The sequence below is a fragment of the Rubellimicrobium rubrum genome (assembly GCF_006152115.1).
GTDB classification, from domain to species: Bacteria; Pseudomonadota; Alphaproteobacteria; order Rhodobacterales; family Rhodobacteraceae; genus Rubellimicrobium; species Rubellimicrobium rubrum.
In genome coordinates, this window is record NZ_VDFU01000005.1 from 81,823 (window position 1) to 100,582 (window position 18,760).

The following is an 18,760-nucleotide window of genomic DNA, read 5'->3' on the forward strand; positions in this document are numbered from 1 at the left end:
TTCGACTGAAAAGGCGGCGCTATACAAGCTTGCGGCGATACGGCTATAGAGCGGCGAACCCGCGAGAAACATCGGGACGAGCATATTTATGGCTGACGACTTCGAACTCGATACCGACGACCTGAGCCGGCGTATGGACGGGGCAATCGCCTCGCTCCGGACCGAATTCGCTTCGCTTCGTACGGGGCGTGCTTCGGGCTCCATGCTGGAACCTGTCCAGGTCGAGGCTTATGGTCAGATGACACCAGTGAACCAGCTCGGGACGATCAACGTGCCCGAGCCGAGGATGGTGACGATCAACGTTTGGGACCGTGGCATGGTGTCCAAGGTCGAAAAGGCGATCCGCGACTCGGGGCTGGGGATCAATCCGCAGACGAATGGCACCATCATTATGCTCCCGATCCCCGAGTTGAACGAGGAGCGGCGCCGCGAGTTGACAAAGGTCGCGGCCAACTACGCCGAGCACGCGCGGGTCGCCATCCGCAACCTTCGCCGGGACGGCATGGACCAGATCAAGAAGGCCAAGGGCAACGGTCTTTCCGAGGACGACGTCAAGTTCTGGGAAGGCGAGGTCCAGGAACTGACGGACCGTTTCATCAAGAACGTCGATCAGGCGCTCGAGGCCAAGCAGGCCGAAATCATGCAGGTCTGACCTGCGCAGATCCGGAGTTCGGCCATGGCCATGAACAGCACGACCGAAGCCCGGACGGGCGCCAACCCGGCCGGTCCCCGACACGTTGCGATCATCATGGACGGCAATGGGCGCTGGGCCCAGATGCGCGGACGACCGCGCCTCCTGGGTCACCATGCCGGCGCCAAGCGCGTCCGCGAGATCGTGGAGGCCTGTCCCGATCTCGGGGTGAGGTATCTAACGATCTTCGCCTTCTCCACGGAGAACTGGAAGCGCACTCAGGCCGAAGTTGCTGGCCTCATGTCGCTGTTCCGGCGCTACATCCAGCGCGAAGCGCAGGATCTTTACCGGCGCGGGGTGCGCGTCCGGTTCATTGGCGACCGGATCAAGCTCGATCCGAAGCTCATTACTCTCATGGATGATCTGGAGTTGCTCACCTCTGGCAACGACCGGGTCCATCTGACCATCGCGCTGAACTACGGCGGACGGGATGAGGTGACCCGTGCCGCCAAGCGGCTGGCCTACGAGATCGAGATGGGGCGACTTACCCACAAGGATGTGGACGCCGAAACGCTGGCCAAGTTTCTTGATACCCGCGTGCTGCCAGACCCCGATCTAGTCATACGAACATCCGGCGAGGCGCGCATTTCGAACTTCCTGCTCTGGCAGTCGGCATATGCGGAGTACGAGTTCATCGATACGCTCTGGCCGGACTTCACGGCGGCGGAGTTCGGGCGCATCGTCCATGGGTATGCGATGCGCGACCGCCGGTTCGGGGCAGTCAAGGCTCCGGCGTGACGGCGCCAGCCGATCCATCCCGTTGGGCTGACCTTGGGCCGCGTGCGACGTCGGCTGCCGTCATGATCGCCGTAGGAACCGGCTGCGTCGTGGCTGGTGGGGTGTGGTTCCAGATGGTGACGGTGTTCGTCACAGCCATCATGATCTGGGAACTTTGGACGATGATCGAACCCCAGGGTCCGACCCGGGGCATGCTGCTCGCCGCCATGGTGGCGAGCGTTCTTTCGGGCCAGCTTGCGCTGCAGGAGACTTGGGGGCTGAGCCTGTTCCTGTTGGCATCCCTGGCCGGCGCTTTGACATTGCGTCGCGAGCGGATGACGTTCTTCTTCTTCGCCTTGGCTGTGCAGTTGGCGGGCTGGGGTCTCGTGACTTTCCGGACGGATTACGGCTTCTTCTGGATTCTGTGGCTTATCGGCGTGGTCGTGATCACCGACATCGCCGGCTACTTCGCGGGCCGCCTGATCGGCGGGCCCAAGTTCTGGCCCCGCGTTAGCCCGAAGAAGACGTGGTCTGGAACGGTCGCGGGTTGGGTCGGCGCGGCAGGGGTGGGACTCCTCTTCGACCAGTTCGCCCAAGTTGGCCCCGAGATCGTGCCGCTCTCCATCGCGCTTTCCATGGCATCCCAGTGGGGCGACATCGCCGAAAGTGCTCTGAAACGGCGAATGGGTGTCAAGGATTCATCCGCTCTCATTCCGGGCCATGGCGGGTTGTTCGACCGCTTCGATGCCATGCTGGGTGCTTCGCTGTTCATGCTGCTGGTGAGCGCGCTGGCTGGGGTTCCGGTGGTGTCGAGTTGAGGCGCATCTCCGTTCTGGGCGCGACGGGTAGTGTCGGGCAGTCCACCCTCGATCTGATCGCAAGGCGGCCTGGCGAGTTCGACGTCGAGGCCCTGACCGGCGCCAACAATGTTGCCCTGCTGGCCGATCAGGCGCGCAGGCTGGGCGCGCGCCTGGCTGTGACGGCCTGCGATGATCGGTACCATGAACTTAGGGACCATCTCGCTGGCAGCGGGATCGAGGTCGCGGCCGGGGGCGAGGCCGTCAAGGAAGCTGCCCAGCGCCCCGCTGACTGGACGATGAGCGCCATCGTCGGCGCCGCCGGCCTTGTGCCCGGCGTCGAGATTCTTCGACGCGGCGGGGTGCTGGCCTTGGCGAACAAGGAGACGCTGGTTGCCGCGGGGCCGTTAGTGATGGCCACCGCGCGGCAGAATGGGGCTGTGATCCTGCCGGTGGACAGCGAGCATTCCGCAATCTTCCAAGCCCTGCGAGGCGAGAGCGTTCGGGACGTGGAACGATTGGTCCTGACGGCATCCGGTGGAGCGTTCCGCGACTGGCCGCTGGACAGTCTGCACCAAGCGACCGTGGAGGAAGCTTCGTCCCACCCTAATTGGGCAATGGGGCAGCGCATCACGATCGACTCGGCTTCCATGTTCAACAAGGCCCTCGAGGTGATCGAGGCCCATGAGCTCTTCGGCCTCCCTCCTGAGGCCATCGAGGTCCTGATCCATCCCGAAAGCCTGGTTCACGCGCTGGTGGGCTTCCGGGACGGCGCTCTCATGGCGCATCTCGGCGCCCCGGACATGCGGCATGCCATAGGGTTCGCCCTGAACTATCCCATCCGTGAGCCGCTGCCCGTCGCGCGCCTGGATCTTGCGGCCGTAGGCCAGCTGACGTTCCGCCCTCCCGATCCGGAGCGCTATCCGGCCTTGGCGCTGGCCCGCCGGGTCATGGAAGAGGGAGGCCTGTCCGGTCCAGTGTTCAACGCCGCCAAAGAGGCCGCGCTGGACGCGTTCCTCGCCGGGGCGATCGGCTTCACCGATATGGCACCCGTCGTGACGCGAACGCTTGATAGGATGTCTGGTGACTCGGGCTTGCCGCGCCTAAGTCCAGATGATGCCGTGCCGTCCCTAGAGGACGTGCTAGAGGCGGACCGCCTCGCCCGGCTCCGGGCCGGCGAGATCGTGGTCGGCATGATGAGGTGATGAGTGGACGTGACGCAGTTCCTGCCCCAGTTCGGCAGCTTGGCCTTTACCTTGGTCGCGTTCGTGATTGCGCTTTCGATCATCGTCGCGGTTCACGAGTACGGTCACTACATTGTCGGGCGCTGGACCGGCATCAAGGCCGAGGTGTTCTCTCTGGGCTTCGGCCCCGTGCTGTTCGCGAGGACCGACCGGCATGGAACGCGTTGGCAAGTCGCTGCGCTTCCTTTCGGGGGTTACGTCAAGTTCCTCGGGGACGCCAACGCCGCCTCGGTTGGTGGCGACGATAGTCGAGTTGCCCATTCCGAGCGGCGGCAAACGATGCTGGGCGCCCCACTCTGGGCCAGAGCCGCGACGGTTGCGGCCGGACCCTTTGCCAACTTCCTCCTTTCGGTCCTGCTGTTCTGCGCCCTCATTCTTTCGCAAGGTCGAGCCACTGACCCCCTTACAGTGGCCCAACTGGTGCAGCTTCCCGAAGTTTATGTTCAAGAGCTTCGACCGGGCGATGAGATTCTCGACGTCGCCGGGCGCCCTGTCACGGTGCAGACGCTAGGTGGAGCTCTTGCTGAGATCCCGCCCGCACCTAGCATCGATTACCGGATCCGCCGGGACGGAGAGGAACTGGCGGTGCGCGGCCCACATCCGCTGCCGCCTGTGGCCTCGTCCGTTTCGCCGGACAGCGCAGCCTGGGATGTAGGAATCCGGAGCGGTGACGTCGTCACCGCCGTCGATGGCAGACCAGTCTACGCCTTCGATGAGTTGGTGGCCTCCGTCCTCGCCTCCGAGGGCCGTCCGCTGGCCTTCGATATCTGGCGCAGTGGCGAGATGTTGCACTTCACGGTAGTTCCCAGGCGTGCCGACCTTCCGCTGCCCGAAGGCGGTTTCGAGACACGCTGGCTTGTCGGCGTCTCGGGCGGACCGTTCTTCGAGGCCAAGACCGAGACGCCGGGTCTGCTGACCGCCCTGGGAGATTCGCTGGCGCAGTTGTGGTTCGTCCTGGGATCATCGCTTTCCGGGATCGGGCATATGCTGACTGGGGCCATTTCGACGTGCAATCTGTCCGGGCCGGTCGGCATTGCGGAAACCTCGGGTGCGATGGCGTCGCAAGGGACCACCAGCTTTATCGGATTCCTGGCTGTTCTTTCGGCGGCGGTCGGTCTCATGAACCTGTTCCCGATTCCGATCCTTGACGGAGGGCATCTGGTTTTCCACGCTTGGGAGGCGGTCACGGGTCGGCCACCGACGGATCGTGCCTTGCGGGTGCTGATGGCTGCGGGGCTTGCCCTTCTTCTGACGCTGATGTTCTGGGCCGTGGCGAACGACTTGTTCCTGTGCCCTTGATTTGCCGTAGTTGAGCCGTCCTGCTGCCCTGTTCCCATGCCATACGGGCCGGCGCAGCAGGGGGAGCGCGATGCAAGGGTTCCGGTTGAACTCGCAGGGTCTGATCGTTCTGGCCAGTGTTCATCTCGACAGGTTGCTCGGATTGGCCATTGTGGGCGCGTCGCTCTGGGTCGGTGCATGGCTGTGCTCATATGGTATCCGCTGACAGGCGCTCGCGCCGTCCACGTCCGTTGGTTTTGACATCGGGCCTGGTTCCCGCTACGCCTCGGGGCGAATAACCACAAAGAAGCGGGCGGTGGAGATGAACGGACGGCTGAGACGCACAAAGCGTGTGGGTTTGCGCGGCCGTGTCTTCGCGGCTCTGCTGCTTTCAGCAGCGCCGGTTACCCTGGGCGCCCAGAACTTCAGTTTCGATTCTGTCCGCGTCGAGGGCAACCAGCGGATCGAGACCGCCACGATCCTGGCACAGGCCGGCATCTCTCAGGGTGAGACCCTGACCGCAGGACAACTCAACGACGCCGCGCAGGCGATTCGGGGCACAGGTCTGTTCGAGACAGTGGACGTCGTGCCCGACGGCGGCACTCTGGTCATCCGCGTGCAGGAATGGCCGACAGTCAACCGGATCAACTTCGAGGGAAATGCGCGCCTGTCGGATGAGGAACTCGCTCCGCTGGTCGGATCGGTGGAACGGCGTGTGTTCTCTCCAGTTCAGGCCGAGCAGGACACGGCCGCCATTGTGCAGGCCTATGCCGCGTCGGGTCGGATCAACGCAGTCGTGGTGCCTGCCATCATCCGGCGCGACGATAATAGGGTCGACTTGGTGTTCCAAGTGAACGAAGGCGGCGTGACCGAGGTCGAGCGCATCTCGTTCGTCGGGAACCGCGGCTTCTCCGATCGGCGGCTCCGCAACGTGCTCGAGACGCGCCAGGCGGGTCTCTTAAGGCAGGTCATCGGCAGCGACACCTTCGTTGCCGAAAGGATCAACTTCGACCGGCAACTCCTGACCGACTTCTATCGCTCGCGCGGCTATGCGGATTTCACGGTCAATGATGTCGGGGTAAACCTGACCCGCGAACGTGACGCCTACCTCATCACGTTCGACGTTCAGGAAGGGCAGCGGTTCGATTTCGGCACCGTGACCGTGACAAGCGCCATCCCAGAGGTCGATGTGTCGGCCTTCCGCGCCGCGGTTCGCGTCCGACCGGGGCAGGTCTACTCGCCGCTCGCCGTGGACAACGACATCGCGAGGATCGAGACTCTGGCATTGCGCCAGGGGATCAACTTCCTCCTGGTCGAACCCCGGATCACCCGTGATGAACGGGGTCTCGCGTTGAACGTTGAGTACGCGCTCGTCCCGGGTGATCGTATCTTTGTGGAAAGGATCGACATCGAGGGCAACGCCACAACGTTGGACCGTGTGATCCGCGCCCAGTTCCGGACTGTCGAGGGTGACCCGTTCAACCCCCGTGAGATTCGCGAATCGGCCGAGAGGATTCGTGCTCTGGGCTACTTCGCCGATGCCGAAGTCGAGGCACGTGAGGGGTCGTCCCCCGATCAGGTGATCGTTGACGTGAACGTCGAGGAGCAGCCCACCGGCTCGCTGTCGTTCGGCGTGAACTATTCGAGCGACAATGGCCCAGCTCTGGTGGCCAGTTTCTCGGAGGCGAACTTCCTCGGCCGTGGGCAGTCGCTTGAGTTCGAGTTGTCCACCGGCAGCGACAATAGGGTTCTGACGTTCGACTTTACGGAGCCCCGTTTCCTTGGCCGTGACCTTGAGGCAGGGATCGAGCTCAGCTTCCGGCAGACCGACAACGCAAGCGCGCTCTACGACACTGATGCGTTCCGCGTGTCTCCATCGCTTGGCTTCCCGATCAGCGAGAGGGGGCGACTGAACGTCTTCTATGCTGGCGAGTACACGGACATCACCGATGTCGCTGGATCGGACACGCCAGCCGATCAAAGCGACGACGCAAGCCCGATCATCGAAGCCGAAGCCGCGCAGGGCGGGCTTTGGACCAATTCGGTGGGGTTCAGCTACAGCATCGACACACGTCGTTCCAATCTGGACTCGCCGACCAATTTCCTTCTGCGGGCAGGTCAGGAGTATGGGTTCGGCGACCGCAGCTTCATCCGTAGCACCGCCTTGGCTTCAGCCGAGACGCGGGTGATGGGCGAGGATGTTACGCTTCGGGCCACTCTGGAAGGCGGTTTCCTGAACTACCTCGATGGCAACAGCCGGGTGACGGACCGCTTTTTCCTAGGCTCCAGGGTCATTCGCGGGTTTGAACGGGGCGGGATCGGCCCGCGCGACATTGAGACGGACGACGCTCTGGGTGGCAACACCTATGCTGTTGCGCGCCTGGAAGCCGAGTTCCCGATCTTCCTTCCCGAGGAATATGGGATATCGGGCGGAGCCTTCGTCGATTACGGCTCCGTGTGGGATGTTGGCGTCGAGCAGACGGACCGTGTCCGTTATGACGATTTCACGCCACGGGCCGTGGCGGGTGTGTCAGTGTTCTGGGACACTCCTTTGGGGCCACTCCGGTTCAACTTCACGCGCCCGCTTCTATCCGAAGAGTTCGACCGGCCCCAGAACTTCGACGTGACCGTCTCGACCCAGTTCTGATGCACCTGCGCGCCCTGATCGCTGCGGCCCTCCTGGCCTTGGTTCCCGATTTCGGGGTGGCGCAGGACGACCTCTCGATGGGCCGTGTCCAAAGCCCGGTCCTCACGATCGATGTGGACCGGCTCTTGGCCGAGACGCAGTTCGGGCAGCGGATCAGCGACGATCTGCGCGAACGCACCGAAGCTTTGTCGGCCGAGAACGAGCGGTTGCGCCTGCAACTCACGACCGAAGAACGCTCCCTCACCGACCGTCGCCCTACGATGGAGGTCGAGGACTTCCGCACCGAGGCTGATGCGTTCGACGCCCGGGTCCAGACTATCCGGGCCCAGCAGGACGCCAAGCAGCGTGACTTGGAAGAGGCGGTGGCACGGGGACGGGAAGAGTTCCTGAACTCTGTGAGGCCGGTCTTGGTGCGGCTCATGCTGGACAGCGGAGCCGCGGTCATCCTCGAACGGCGTGATGTTTTCCTGAGCGTCGGCCTCGTCGATGTTACCGACGAAGCAATTGCCGCCATGGATGCCCAACTTGGAGACGGGGCTTCGCCTTTGCCCGTGGAACCTCCGTCAGCCGTCTCAGGCCCGGCCAGTGGACCGACTGAGGAAGCAGAGGCACCGGGTAGATCCACGTCGGTCATCGAACCATCAGACGCGCCGGACCGGAGCCAGCCATCCGAGCAGGCCCCGGCCATCGGCATCCCGGGCGACTGACCCGCAGCGCTTGCGAGCCCGGGAGCGTCTTGCTAGGCAGGCCGCAACAATGACAGGGGATGCGCCATGGACGAGGCAACCACCGCAGCCATGCCGATCGCGGCCGTGACCGAGGCCGATATCCTGCTCATTCAACGAATTTTACCACATCGATATCCGTTCCTTTTGGTGGATCGGGTACGAAACATCGAAGGCACCGCCCGAGCACAGGGCATCAAGAACATCACGATGAACGAGCCGCAGTTCCAGGGGCACTTTCCTGCCCAGCCGATCATGCCAGGCGTGATGATCATCGAAGCCATGGCGCAGACGGCTGGCGTGATGGTCGGGGCCGGGCTGGGTATGATGGACAAGGAACTGTTGATCTACTTCATGGCGATCGACAGTTGCAAGTTCCGCCGCAAGGTGGTGCCAGGCGACCAGCTCGTCATGGATGTGACGACGCTGCGGGGCAAGCCTGGCGGCAAGGTCTGGCGTTTTGCCGGGCGCGCCACCGTGGATGGCGAGCTTGCCGCCGAGGCGGAGTTCACAGCGATGATAGACATGTCGATGGCCGGTTGATGCAAGTCCATCCCAGCGCCGTGATCGAGCCCGGGGCCAAGATCGGCGCAGGCGTGCGCATCGGTCCGCTTTGTGTGGTCGGGCCGGATGTCGTTCTCGGCGACGGCGTCGAACTCAAGTCGCATGTCGTCGTGCAGGGCGACACGGAAATCGGTCAGGGGACTCTGGTCTTCTCCTTCGCTGTGTTGGGTGAAGTGCCGCAGGACTTGAAGTATGCGGGAGAGAGGACCCGCTTGCGCATCGGATCGCACAACCGCATCCGGGAGCATGTGACCATGAACCTCGGGACTGCTGGCGGTGGTGGTGAGACGCGCATCGGGAACGGTGGCTTGTTCATGGCGGGCTGCCACGTCGCGCATGATGCCAAGGTCGGCGACCGTGTGGTTGTCGCCAACTGCGCAGCCATCGCCGGCCATTGCGAAGTCGGCGACGACGTCGTGATCGGCGGCTTGGCCGGGATCCATCAATGGGTCCGCATCGGCCGGGGGGCCATGATCGGCGCGCTTTCGATGGTAACCCATGACGTGCTGCCCCATGGCCTTGTCCAAGGCCCGCGTGGGGAACTCGAAGGTCTGAACTTGATCGGCCTGAAGCGTCGGGGCACTCCGCGGGAAGACATCTCTGCGCTCCGACAGGCCTATCAGGATCTTCGCGACGGTGAGGCCCCCTTTCAGCAGAAGGTCCGGGCGCTGAACGGTGCTGACAGCGGCATGGTCCGTGAGTGGGCCGAGTTCGTTCAGTCTGCCTCCGACCGGCAGTTCCTGACGCCGCGATGATCGCGCTGATCGGCAGCGTTGATCCGTTGACATCCCATGTGGCGGCCGCGCTCGGCAGGACCGGCGTTCCTCCTGTTCTCTGCGTTGTTGGGCAGGAGACGAGCCTCGTGGCCGTGCCTCCGGAGCCGCTGGTGTTCCGCATTGAGCACCTAGGAACCCTGATGCGTCACCTGTCCGACCTTGAAGTCAGTACAGTCTGCTTCAGCGGCAAGATTGCCCGGCCGCAGATCGACCCCAGAGCCGTCGATCCGCTTACGGCGCCCTTGGTTCCAAGGCTGATGGACGCCCTCCAGAAAGGCGACGATGGCGCCTTGCGAACGGTCATGCACCTGTTTGAAGACGCTGGCTTCGTGGTGCGTTCCGTCCAGGATATCGTTCCGGATCTGCTTCCCCCTGCTGGTGTGCTGACGGTCGCGCAGCCATCCCCAGGCCAGGAGGCCGACTCGGCCCGAGCCGAAGAGGTGCATCGCATTCTCGCCGAAGCCGACATCGGGCAGGGGCTGATCGTCAGGAACAATCAGGTCTTGGCGGTCGAGACCGCACCGGGAACGGATTTTATGCTCCGGAGCGTGATCGGGCTGGCGCGCGGGGCTGTGTTCTTCAAGGCCCCCAAGCGCAACCAGGACCGGCGCGCCGATCTGCCGGTCATCGGCCCTGGGACCGTCGAGCAGGCGCAAGGCTCGGGTCTGGCCGCCATCGTGATCGAGGCACGAGGCGTCATGGTTCTTGAACGGGACAGGAGTGTCGCTGCTGCCGACCGTGCGGGGATCGTGCTCTGGGTCAGGGAACCTCGGTCATGAGGATCTTCATCCTGGCGGGCGAGCCGTCAGGCGATCGGCTCGGCGCTGCTGCCATGGCAGGCTTGAGGGAACTAAGACCCGATGTGACATTCGACGGTATCGGCGGCCATGCCATGACTGCCGCCGGGCTAGAGAGTCGGTTTCCAATGTCCGAGTTGTCGGTCATGGGACTGGCCGAAGTTCTTCCTCGCTATTTCGGCCTGAAACGGCGTCTGAACGAGGTGATCCGCCGGGTGATCGAGACCCGGCCCGACATCCTCCTCACCATCGACATTCCAGATTTCGGGTTGCGAGCGGCCCGAGCCGTCAAGCAGGCGGCGCCGGAGATCCGCTGTGTCCATTACGTCGCCCCAACCATCTGGGCTTGGCGGCCCGGTCGAGCCCTAAAGCTCAAAGGCGTCGTCGATCAACTGCTGGCTCTCTTCCCCTTCGAGCCCCCTCTTTGGGAAGCTGAAGGGGTGCCCTGCGACTTCGTCGGCCACCCGGTCGTGGCCGAGCCCCCAGCCACCGAGGCCGAAGCGCGGTTGTTCCGAACCGCCCACGGGATCGGTGACGCTCCGATGGTTCTGGCTCTGCCAGGATCGCGGCGGGGAGAGGTCGAACGCCTGACGGTTCGCTTCGGGGAGGCGATCGCCCAGGTCGCGGCGCGACGGTCAGGGTTGAGGGTCGTTCTTCCCGCAGCCCGGCCCGTTGCCGATCTGGTTCGTGACCTGTCAGGATCCTGGCCAGTGAAGCCGATCCTTCTGGTTCCGGGGGAGGATCCGGAATCGCAGGCCACCAAGCGCGCAGCCTTTCGCGCCGCAGATGTTGCCTTGGCCGCGTCAGGGACGGTGTCCCTGGAATTGTCGGCCGCTGGCACGCCCATGGTCATCGCCTACGACATGGCATGGCTGTCCTGGCAGGTCCTTCATCGGATCGTGCGGTTGGACACGGTGACGCTCGTCAACATCGTATCCGAGTCCCGGACGGTGCCTGAGTTCCTTGGGCCAGCCTGCCGTCCGGATCTCATCGCCGAAGGGCTGCTAAGGGTTCTTGCTCATCCAGAGGCTCAGCAGCACGCCATGCGGCTCACCATGGAGCGGTTGGGGCAGGGTGGGCCTGCACCCGGCCTGCGTGCCGCAGAGGCGATCCTGGCGGGATGGGAGGTCGATCAGGCGGCGCGACGGATCCAGCCACCGCCGAGCACGCGTGTCCCTTCGGGAGCGTAGAAGACGCAAGCCTGCCCGGGCGCAACGCCTTCCTCGGGGGTGAGCAGCGTCACCTCGGCGCCGTCCTCGGTCGCTCGGACCAGGGCCGGCACAGGCTGCCGGGTGGAGCGGACCCGCACAAGCACCTCCTGCTCGCCGTCGAGCGGCGCGTCGCCAAGCCAGTTCAACTCCTTGAGCACCACACGTCGCGTTTGCAGCATCTCGCGCGGGCCGACCACGACGTGACGCCTGTCGGGATCAAGTCGGACCACGAACAGTGGCTCGCCCAGGCCCCCGATCCCCAGACCACGACGCTGGCCTACCGTGTAGTGCAGGACTCCGCCGTGATGTCCTAGGACGTTCCCCAGTTCGTCCACGATGTCACCCGGCTCGGCCGCACCGGGGCGCAACTTCTCGATCACCGCGGCGTAGTTGCCGGAGGGCACGAAGCAGATATCCTGACTGTCGGGCTTGTCAGCCACCGCGAGGCCGTAGCGCGCGGCCAAGGCCCGGGTCTCGGCCTTGGAAGCAAGCCCGCCCAAAGGAAAACGAAGGTAATCCAGTTGTTCCCGTGTCGTGGAGAACAAGAAATAGGATTGGTCCCGCGCAGCGTCGGCGGCGCGGTGCAGTTCTGCACCGTTGGGTCCCATGTACCGCCGGATGTAGTGGCCCGTAGCCATGCAGTCGGCATCGAGATCCTTGGCCACACCAAGCAGATCCCGGAACTTGACCCGTTCGTTGCAGCGGATGCAGGGGACCGGCGTCGCTCCGGCCAGATAACTGTCCGCAAATTCGTTGATCACCGAGTCGCGGAAAGTCGACTCGTAATCGAGAACATAATGAGGAAAACCTACCGCCTCTGCGACCCGCCGCGCATCGTGGATGTCACGTCCCGCGCAGCAGGCCCCCTTTCGGGCCAATGCGGCGCCATGATCGTACAACTGCAACGTCACTCCGACGACGTCGTAACCTTCTTCCGCCAGCATGGCCGCCACGACGGAACTGTCCACGCCGCCCGACATGGCCACCACCACCCGCGTGTCGGCAGGCTTCTTTGGCAAGCCCAAGGAGTTGAGCCCCGAGGGGGCAAGAGTGTCGTCGAGAGGCATAGGAGCTTCCACGGAGGAGGCTAAAATCAGCCCCAAGGTCGTTCGACAATATAGGAAAATGCGACTTACTCACAAGGCCTTGCTTCATTCTGCCTTAAGCGTCAAGACGCAACGCTCCCCCCTGCGAAGATCGTCAAACAGGGGTGAGCGATGTTTCTGCGCAAGGTTGACGGCCCCCGAGCCGTAACGCTGCCGGATGGAACGATTATGACTAGGGCGGATCTTCCTCCGCCCGAAACAAGGCGATGGGTGGCCTCACGCAAGGCTGCCGTGGTCCGGGCCGTAGAGGCTGGGTTGATCTCAAGGGGATCGGCCCTCCAGACCTACGGCCTGAGCGAGGAGGAGTTCGCCGAATGGGAGCAGGCCGTGACCATCCACGGTGAAGCCGCATTGCGAACGACATGGTTACAAAAGTATCGACAACCTTAGCGAGAAATGAGAGAAGGGGCTGTAATCGTAACGAGCAGTTAACCATTGAACATCTAGGGTAGGCTCAGCTTTGAATAACGGAGGCCCGGGATGCGAATCCTGCTCGTAGAAGACGATCCGACGACGTCGCGCAGCATCGAGCTGATGCTGACCCACGCCAACCTCAACGTCTATGCTACGGACTTGGGGGAAGAAGGGATCGACCTCGCGAAGCTCTACGATTACGACCTGATCCTCCTTGACCTCAACTTGCCGGACATGACCGGCCATGAGGTCCTGCGGCAGTTGCGGCTGTCCAAGGTCGAGACACCAATCCTGATCCTTTCAGGTGACGATGATACCGATAGCAAGCTCAAGGGCTTCGGCTTTGGAGCGGACGACTATCTGACGAAGCCCTTTCATCGCGAGGAACTGGTGGCACGCATTCATGCCATCATCCGCCGGTCGAAGGGGCACTCCCAGTCGATCATCCGCACTGGACGGATCGCCGTGAACCTGGACGCCAAGACGGTGGAGGTCGGCGGGCAGCCGGTCCATCTGACTGGCAAGGAGTATCAGATGCTCGAACTCCTGAGTCTGCGGAAAGGCACGACTCTGACCAAGGAGATGTTCCTGAACCATCTCTACGGCGGCATGGATGAACCCGAACTGAAGATCATCGATGTCTTCATCTGCAAGCTGCGCAAGAAGCTGGCTCATGCGACGGGTGGCGAAAGTCACATCGAGACGGTCTGGGGCCGCGGCTATGTTCTTCGGGATCCGGAAGTCATGTCCCGGGACATGGAGCGACTGGCCGTCTGAGCTTAGTTACTCAGCCAAATCTCCGCGAGAAGGTGCGGACAAGCGCCTTTGAGAAGGGCCTGCGCGACGATCGGACACAAAGCCGCAGCAGACGCTGCGGCTTTGTGTGTGTTGATCTGTTCTCGAACCCGAACCCGCCTTCGGCCAGTCGATGCTGACCTGGACACTCTGAAATCCACACTCGCGTCTGCTGCTGGACGGCCGCAGTGGTCTGGACCCCGACAGTCCTGACACCTATCAATCGTCAGGATACCAGCGGGGATTCGGCATGGTTGAGCAGAGTTCCGAAGCGGCAGGACAGGTAGTTGCAGACCCGATTACGTGCGACGTCGCACATCTGTCGACTGCGCAGGCCACCGAAGAGCTTGCGCGGCTTGCGGATCTTCTGGCCAAGGCAAATGCGGCGTACCATGAGCATGATGCGCCGATCATGTCCGATGCGGAGTACGATCTCCTCAAGATACGCAACGCGGCCATCGAGGCTCGATTTCCCAGCCTAAAGCGAAGCGACAGCCCGTCCGAGCAAGTAGGCGCCACACCGGCTGAGGCCTTTGGCAAGGTCGTGCATAGGGTTCCGATGCTGAGCCTGGCAAATGCTTTCGCGGCCGAGGAGATCACAGAGTTCGATACACGGATCCGACGTTATCTCAATCTCGGCACCGAAACTGCCCTCGCCTATGTTGCCGAACCCAAGATCGACGGACTGTCTCTGAGCCTGCGCTACGAGAATGGCAGGCTTGTGCAGGCGGCCACCCGGGGGGACGGCGAGGTCGGCGAGAACGTGACCGCAAATGCCTTGACCGTCGGCGATATCCCGAACCGCCTGATCCAACCCGCACCCGAGGTTCTCGAGGTGCGAGGCGAAGTTTACATGAGCCACTCGGATTTTGCGGCGCTGAACCAACGGTCCACCGAGGCCGGAGGGCGCGGCTTTGCAAACCCGCGTAATGCCGCGGCCGGCTCGCTTCGCCAGTTGGACCCCTCCATCACCGCCTCGCGTCCCCTGCGCTTTTTCGCGTATGCCTGGGGTGAGATGTCGGAGCCACTCGGAGACACGCAGTGGAACACGCTTCGCCGTCTTGAGGCCCTTGGCTTCCGGGTCAATCCGTTGATCCGCTTGTGCGACACACCCAGGCAGTTGCTCGATGCCTATGCCGGGATCGAAGAACAGCGCGCCACGCTGGGCTACGACATCGACGGGGTCGTCTACAAGGTAAATGACCTCAGCCTGCAGCGGCGTCTGGGCTTTCGTTCCACCACGCCTCGTTGGGCCATTGCCCACAAGTTCTCGGCCGAACGAGCTTGGACCCGATTGACGGCCATCGAAGTCAATGTCGGCCGCACCGGGGCTTTGGCGCCGATTGCGCGGCTCGACCCCGTTACGGTAGGCGGAGTGGTGGTGTCGAATGCCACGCTGCACAACGAGAATTATATCGCTGGCCGGTCAGCCGCCACCGGGGAAGCCATTCGAGGTGGCAAGGATCTGCGGATCGGAGACTGGGTTGAGGTTCGGCGGGCAGGCGACGTGATCCCTCAGGTGGTGGACGTAGATCTGTCGCGTCGGGCAGCGGACGCGACCGCCTACCAGTTTCCACTTGTCTGCCCGCAGTGCGGCTCGGATGCCGTTCGCGAGGCGGGGGATGCCGTGCGTCGCTGCACCGGTGGGATGGCCTGTCCCGCTCAGGCCGTCGAGAAGCTCAAGCACTTCGTTTCAAGAAGCGCCTTCGATATCGAGGGTCTGGGCGCCAAGCAGGTCGAGATGTTCTTCGTGGACCCCATCCTCCCGATCCGCGAACCGGCGGACATCTTCACCCTTGAGGAGCGTGACCAAGCAAATCCGGAGCGCTTGAAGGCACGTCTGGGCTACGGCGAGCGGAGCGCGTCCAACCTGTTCCGCGCGATCGAGGAGCGGCGGAGTATACCACTCGGGCGGCTCATCTTTGCCTTGGGAATTCGGCATCTTGGGGATGCCGGTTCGGCGCTTCTGGCCCAGCACTACGGATCCTGGGAAGCCTTCGAAGCGGGCATGTCCAGGGCCGAAGTCGGACAGGGTCCTGAGTGGGAAGAGCTTTGCTCAATCGACGGCGTGGGTCGGGTCCTTGCGACCTCTGTCGTGACCGCCTTTCATCAGGACGCCGAGCGGGCTGCCATCGACCGGCTTGTTCCCCACCTCCGGATTCAGAACCCACCACCTCGCACTGCCACGAGCGCCATCGCCGGGCTGACCATCGTCTTCAGCGGAAGCCTGGAACGCATGACCCGGGCCGAGGCCAAGTCGCGGGCCGAACAACTGGGGGCCAAGGTGGCGGGATCGGTCTCGGCAAAGACTGACATCTTGGTGGCCGGACCCGGGGCCGGTTCAAAGGCCAAGGAAGCGGAGCGCCATAATGTCCGGGTCATTGATGAGGCTGCCTGGCTCGATCTCATCGGCACGGCATGACCGGGCGCTCCACCGGTCGCCCCGAAATCCTGTGGCCCTTGTTCGGGCCTTTGACCGGGCTCAAGGGAGTTGGACCCAAAACGGCACAAACGCTGGAGCAGGCTGGCATCGAGCGTCCACGGGACATCCTCTTTACCCTGCCGCAAGGAGGCACGGATCGCCGTCTTCGCGCTTCAATCCACGAAGCATCTCTGCCGGCAACGGTGACTGTCGCTGTGACCGTGGAGAGGCACCGCCCCCCACCCGCCAAGGGCAAGCCCCACATCGTGACGGTGTTCGACGCTCAGACCTCGTTCCAGATCATCTTCTTTCATGCCCCATCGGACTGGCCTGCCCGTGCCCTACCTCTTGGAAGCCGTCGCATAGTCTCCGGCAAGGTCGAGATGTACGACGGCATGGGTCGCATGGCGCATCCCGATTACATCCTGTCCGAGGAGGAGACCGGGAGCATTCCTCCCTATGAGCCGGTCTATCCCCTGGTGGCCGGGATCACTCAGAAGGTGATGGGCCGGGCTGCTCAGGGTGCCCTCGCACTCTCTCCTGAGCTGCCGGAGTGGGTCGACAGTGGGCTGGTCGGCCGCGAAGGTTTCCCCTCCTGGCGCGAGGCGCTCGTTCAGGCTCACTCGCCAAGGGATCCAGTCGACCTGCTACCGGACGCTCCGGGTCGCAAACGGCTGGCCTACGACGAGTTCTTTGCCCACCAGATCACCTTGGCCCTCGCCCGAGCGACGGCCCGTCGGGTCCGGGGACGCGCCTCCATCGGTGATGGGCATCTTCGCACCCGGGTTCTGGCTAGTCTGCCGTATCGTCCTACGACCGCCCAGATCCGCACGTTGAGCGAGATCGAGGCCGACATGGCCTCCACCCATCGCATGAACCGGCTCCTGCAAGGCGATGTCGGGGCGGGGAAGACGTTGGTGGCGTTCCTCGCCTTGCTGGTCGCCGTCGAAGCAGGCGGGCAGGGCGCTATGATGGCTCCTACGGGCATCCTGGCCCAGCAGCATATGGAGGGGCTGCGACCGCTGGCCGAGGTGGCCGGCATCCGTCTCGAGCTGCTGACGGGTCGTGACAAGGGCGCGGAGCGGGACCGAAAGCTGGCGGCCCTGGCTGACGGAACCATCCAGATCCTGATTGGAACCCATGCCCTTTTCCAGAAGGACGTCGAGTTCCACGACCTGCGCCTGGCCGTGGTGGACGAGCAGCACCGCTTCGGTGTCGCTCAACGGATGGAGCTGGGGGCGAAGGGCGGATTATCCGACGTGCTGGTCATGACGGCTACCCCGATTCCTCGCAGTTTGGCACTGGCCCAGTATGGCGACATGGACCTGTCCGTTCTCGACGAGAAGCCACCGGGCCGTAAGCCTGTGACGACGGTCCTCGTGTCGACTGAGCGACTCGATGAGGTCGTGGGCTCCCTTGGCCGAGCGATCGCCGAAGGCCGTCAGGCCTACTGGGTCTGCCCCCTGGTCGAGGAGTCGGAGATCAGCGACCTGACGGCCGCAGAGGAACGGTTCCGCCATCTGCGGGCCGTGTTCGGTGACCGCGTCGGGCTCGTGCATGGCCGTCTCGCGCCGGCGGAAAAGGATGCCGCCATGTCAGCCTTTGTGGAGGGGAACACCTCCCTTCTTGTGGCGACGACGGTCATCGAGGTGGGCGTCAATGTACCCAATGCTTCCATCATGGTCATAGAACGCGCCGAGTCGTTCGGGCTTGCCCAGTTGCATCAGTTGCGGGGGCGTGTGGGACGTGGAAGTGCCGCATCGACCTGCGTTCTTCTCTACGAGGCTCCCCTCGGAGAGACGGCGCGCCGTCGGCTGACCCTGCTCCGAGAAACCGAAGACGGCTTCCGGATCGCGGAGGAGGATCTCGCGATCAGGGGGTCCGGGGACGTCATTGGGACGGCCCAGTCCGGCCTGCCCCGGTTTCGGATCGCAGATCTTGAACGGCAGGCGGGGCTCATGGCCATCGCCCAAAGCGATGCACGCAAGCTGCTGAATGATGACCCGCGTCTGGAAAGCCCGCGTGGCCGAGCGGCCCGACTGCTCCTCTGGCTCATGGAGCAGGATAAGGCGATTCGCCTAATCGCGGTTGGTTGAATCGGCAACCTTCAGGTCCTCGTTCGTCCGCCTGTTCACCAGCGTCCAGACTCTTGAAAAAGCGACACAGTCCGAACCAGAACGACAGCTGTCTTGGCCATGTTCTCATAAAGTTCTTTACAGGTCTTAACTGGCATGAGAACAAAGGGGCAACAACCTTGGAGGACAGAATGGACCGTAAAGACGATCTGACCCCTGAACTCGACTGGGGTATCATCTCCGACCTGTTGGGGGGTGTATCCCTCGTGGTGCTGTTCCTTGCGGCCCTTGCCGCTCCTGGCCTGCTTTGATCTGCCTGCGCTTCCGCGCCGACTTTGCCGCCCTGTATGGCCAAACGGGGTTCACGGCCGACATGCCCTGTCGGCCAAGAGGATCATCGATCCTCAGGTGATGTTCGGGTCCCGCGCGGGAGCGTTCCTCAACCGCCGCGAACCGTTCAGGGCGCGGCGGTTTTTTTTCGCGCTTCGGCCTGGTCCAGTG

17 protein-coding genes are annotated in these 18,760 nt (G+C 63.4%); 15 read left to right on the forward strand and 2 right to left on the reverse strand.

The annotated features are described in order from the left end of the window. The first annotated feature begins 88 nt into the window (after positions 1–88). From frr to lpxB, 11 genes are all read left to right on the forward strand, one after another. Positions 89–652, forward strand: coding sequence for a ribosome recycling factor (frr, locus tag FHG66_RS06110; protein WP_139075865.1), 564 nt, complete (start codon positions 89–91; stop codon positions 650–652). A 24-nt stretch (positions 653–676) separates the two neighbouring features. Continuing rightward, on the forward strand, positions 677–1,429 hold the full coding sequence (gene uppS / locus FHG66_RS06115; RefSeq protein ID WP_246082483.1) for a polyprenyl diphosphate synthase: 753 nt from the start codon (positions 677–679) through the stop codon (positions 1,427–1,429). Continuing rightward, on the forward strand, positions 1,426–2,226 hold the full coding sequence (locus FHG66_RS06120; protein ID WP_139075866.1) for a phosphatidate cytidylyltransferase: 801 nt from the start codon (positions 1,426–1,428) through the stop codon (positions 2,224–2,226). The genes uppS and FHG66_RS06120 overlap by 4 nt, the downstream gene beginning before the upstream one ends. Continuing rightward, positions 2,223–3,410 (forward strand): 1-deoxy-D-xylulose-5-phosphate reductoisomerase, encoded by a 1,188-nt coding sequence (gene dxr, locus FHG66_RS06125; protein ID WP_139075867.1) that lies wholly within the window; start codon positions 2,223–2,225, stop codon positions 3,408–3,410. Before FHG66_RS06120 ends, dxr begins: the two co-directional genes overlap by 4 nt. A 3-nt stretch (positions 3,411–3,413) precedes the next feature. Next, positions 3,414–4,748, forward strand: coding sequence for an RIP metalloprotease RseP (gene rseP / locus FHG66_RS06130; RefSeq protein WP_139075868.1), 1,335 nt, complete (start codon positions 3,414–3,416; stop codon positions 4,746–4,748). 301 nt (positions 4,749–5,049) lie between these two features. Beyond that, on the forward strand, positions 5,050–7,374 hold the full coding sequence (bamA, locus tag FHG66_RS06135) for an outer membrane protein assembly factor BamA (RefSeq protein ID WP_139075996.1): 2,325 nt from the start codon (positions 5,050–5,052) through the stop codon (positions 7,372–7,374). Beyond that, complete coding sequence (locus FHG66_RS06140; protein WP_139075869.1) at positions 7,374–8,081, forward strand: OmpH/Skp family outer membrane protein; 708 nt, start codon at positions 7,374–7,376, stop codon at positions 8,079–8,081. The genes bamA and FHG66_RS06140 overlap by 1 nt, the downstream gene beginning before the upstream one ends. A 66-nt stretch (positions 8,082–8,147) precedes the next feature. Beyond that, positions 8,148–8,642, forward strand: coding sequence for a 3-hydroxyacyl-ACP dehydratase FabZ (gene fabZ / locus FHG66_RS06145; RefSeq protein WP_246082484.1), 495 nt, complete (start codon positions 8,148–8,150; stop codon positions 8,640–8,642). Further along, on the forward strand, positions 8,639–9,418 hold the full coding sequence (lpxA, locus tag FHG66_RS06150) for an acyl-ACP--UDP-N-acetylglucosamine O-acyltransferase (protein WP_139075870.1): 780 nt from the start codon (positions 8,639–8,641) through the stop codon (positions 9,416–9,418). Before fabZ ends, lpxA begins: the two co-directional genes overlap by 4 nt. Beyond that, entirely contained in the window at positions 9,415–10,218 is an 804-nt protein-coding gene (locus FHG66_RS06155) for an LpxI family protein (protein ID WP_139075871.1), read from the forward strand. Before lpxA ends, FHG66_RS06155 begins: the two co-directional genes overlap by 4 nt. Then, the gene (gene lpxB, locus FHG66_RS06160) at positions 10,215–11,426 is read left to right on the forward strand and encodes a lipid-A-disaccharide synthase (protein ID WP_139075872.1); all 1,212 of its coding nucleotides are present in this window, start codon (positions 10,215–10,217) and stop codon (positions 11,424–11,426) included. The genes FHG66_RS06155 and lpxB overlap by 4 nt, the downstream gene beginning before the upstream one ends. Here lpxB and mnmA read toward each other — a convergent pair. Then, on the reverse strand, positions 11,369–12,514 hold the full coding sequence (mnmA, locus tag FHG66_RS06165) for a tRNA 2-thiouridine(34) synthase MnmA (protein WP_139075873.1): 1,146 nt from the start codon (positions 12,512–12,514) through the stop codon (positions 11,369–11,371). The genes lpxB and mnmA overlap by 58 nt on opposite strands. Before the next feature lie 150 nt (positions 12,515–12,664). Between mnmA and sciP the strand changes: the two genes are divergently transcribed. Both sciP and ctrA read left to right on the forward strand, forming a co-directional pair. Further along, positions 12,665–12,943 carry a CtrA inhibitor SciP gene (sciP, locus tag FHG66_RS06170; RefSeq protein WP_139075874.1) on the forward strand — a complete coding sequence of 93 codons (279 nt, stop codon included), beginning with the start codon at positions 12,665–12,667 and terminating at the stop codon, positions 12,941–12,943. 90 nt (positions 12,944–13,033) lie between these two features. Next, positions 13,034–13,744 carry a response regulator transcription factor CtrA gene (gene ctrA / locus FHG66_RS06175; RefSeq protein ID WP_139075875.1) on the forward strand — a complete coding sequence of 237 codons (711 nt, stop codon included), beginning with the start codon at positions 13,034–13,036 and terminating at the stop codon, positions 13,742–13,744. A gap of 244 nt (positions 13,745–13,988) precedes the next feature. On the opposite strand, the gene FHG66_RS22180 is transcribed toward ctrA, so the two are convergent. Further along, on the reverse strand, positions 13,989–14,162 hold the full coding sequence (locus tag FHG66_RS22180) for a hypothetical protein (protein WP_246082497.1): 174 nt from the start codon (positions 14,160–14,162) through the stop codon (positions 13,989–13,991). Here FHG66_RS22180 and ligA point away from each other — a divergent pair. Together ligA and recG are read left to right on the forward strand one after the other, a co-directional pair. Beyond that, positions 14,130–16,184 carry an NAD-dependent DNA ligase LigA gene (ligA, locus tag FHG66_RS06180; RefSeq protein WP_246082494.1) on the forward strand — a complete coding sequence of 685 codons (2,055 nt, stop codon included), beginning with the start codon at positions 14,130–14,132 and terminating at the stop codon, positions 16,182–16,184. The two genes, FHG66_RS22180 and ligA, sit on opposite strands and share 33 nt — an antisense overlap. Continuing rightward, positions 16,181–18,280, forward strand: a complete 2,100-nt coding sequence (recG, locus tag FHG66_RS06185) for an ATP-dependent DNA helicase RecG (protein ID WP_139075877.1) — start codon at positions 16,181–16,183, stop codon at positions 18,278–18,280. The genes ligA and recG overlap by 4 nt, the downstream gene beginning before the upstream one ends. Positions 18,281–18,760 lie beyond the last annotated feature (480 nt).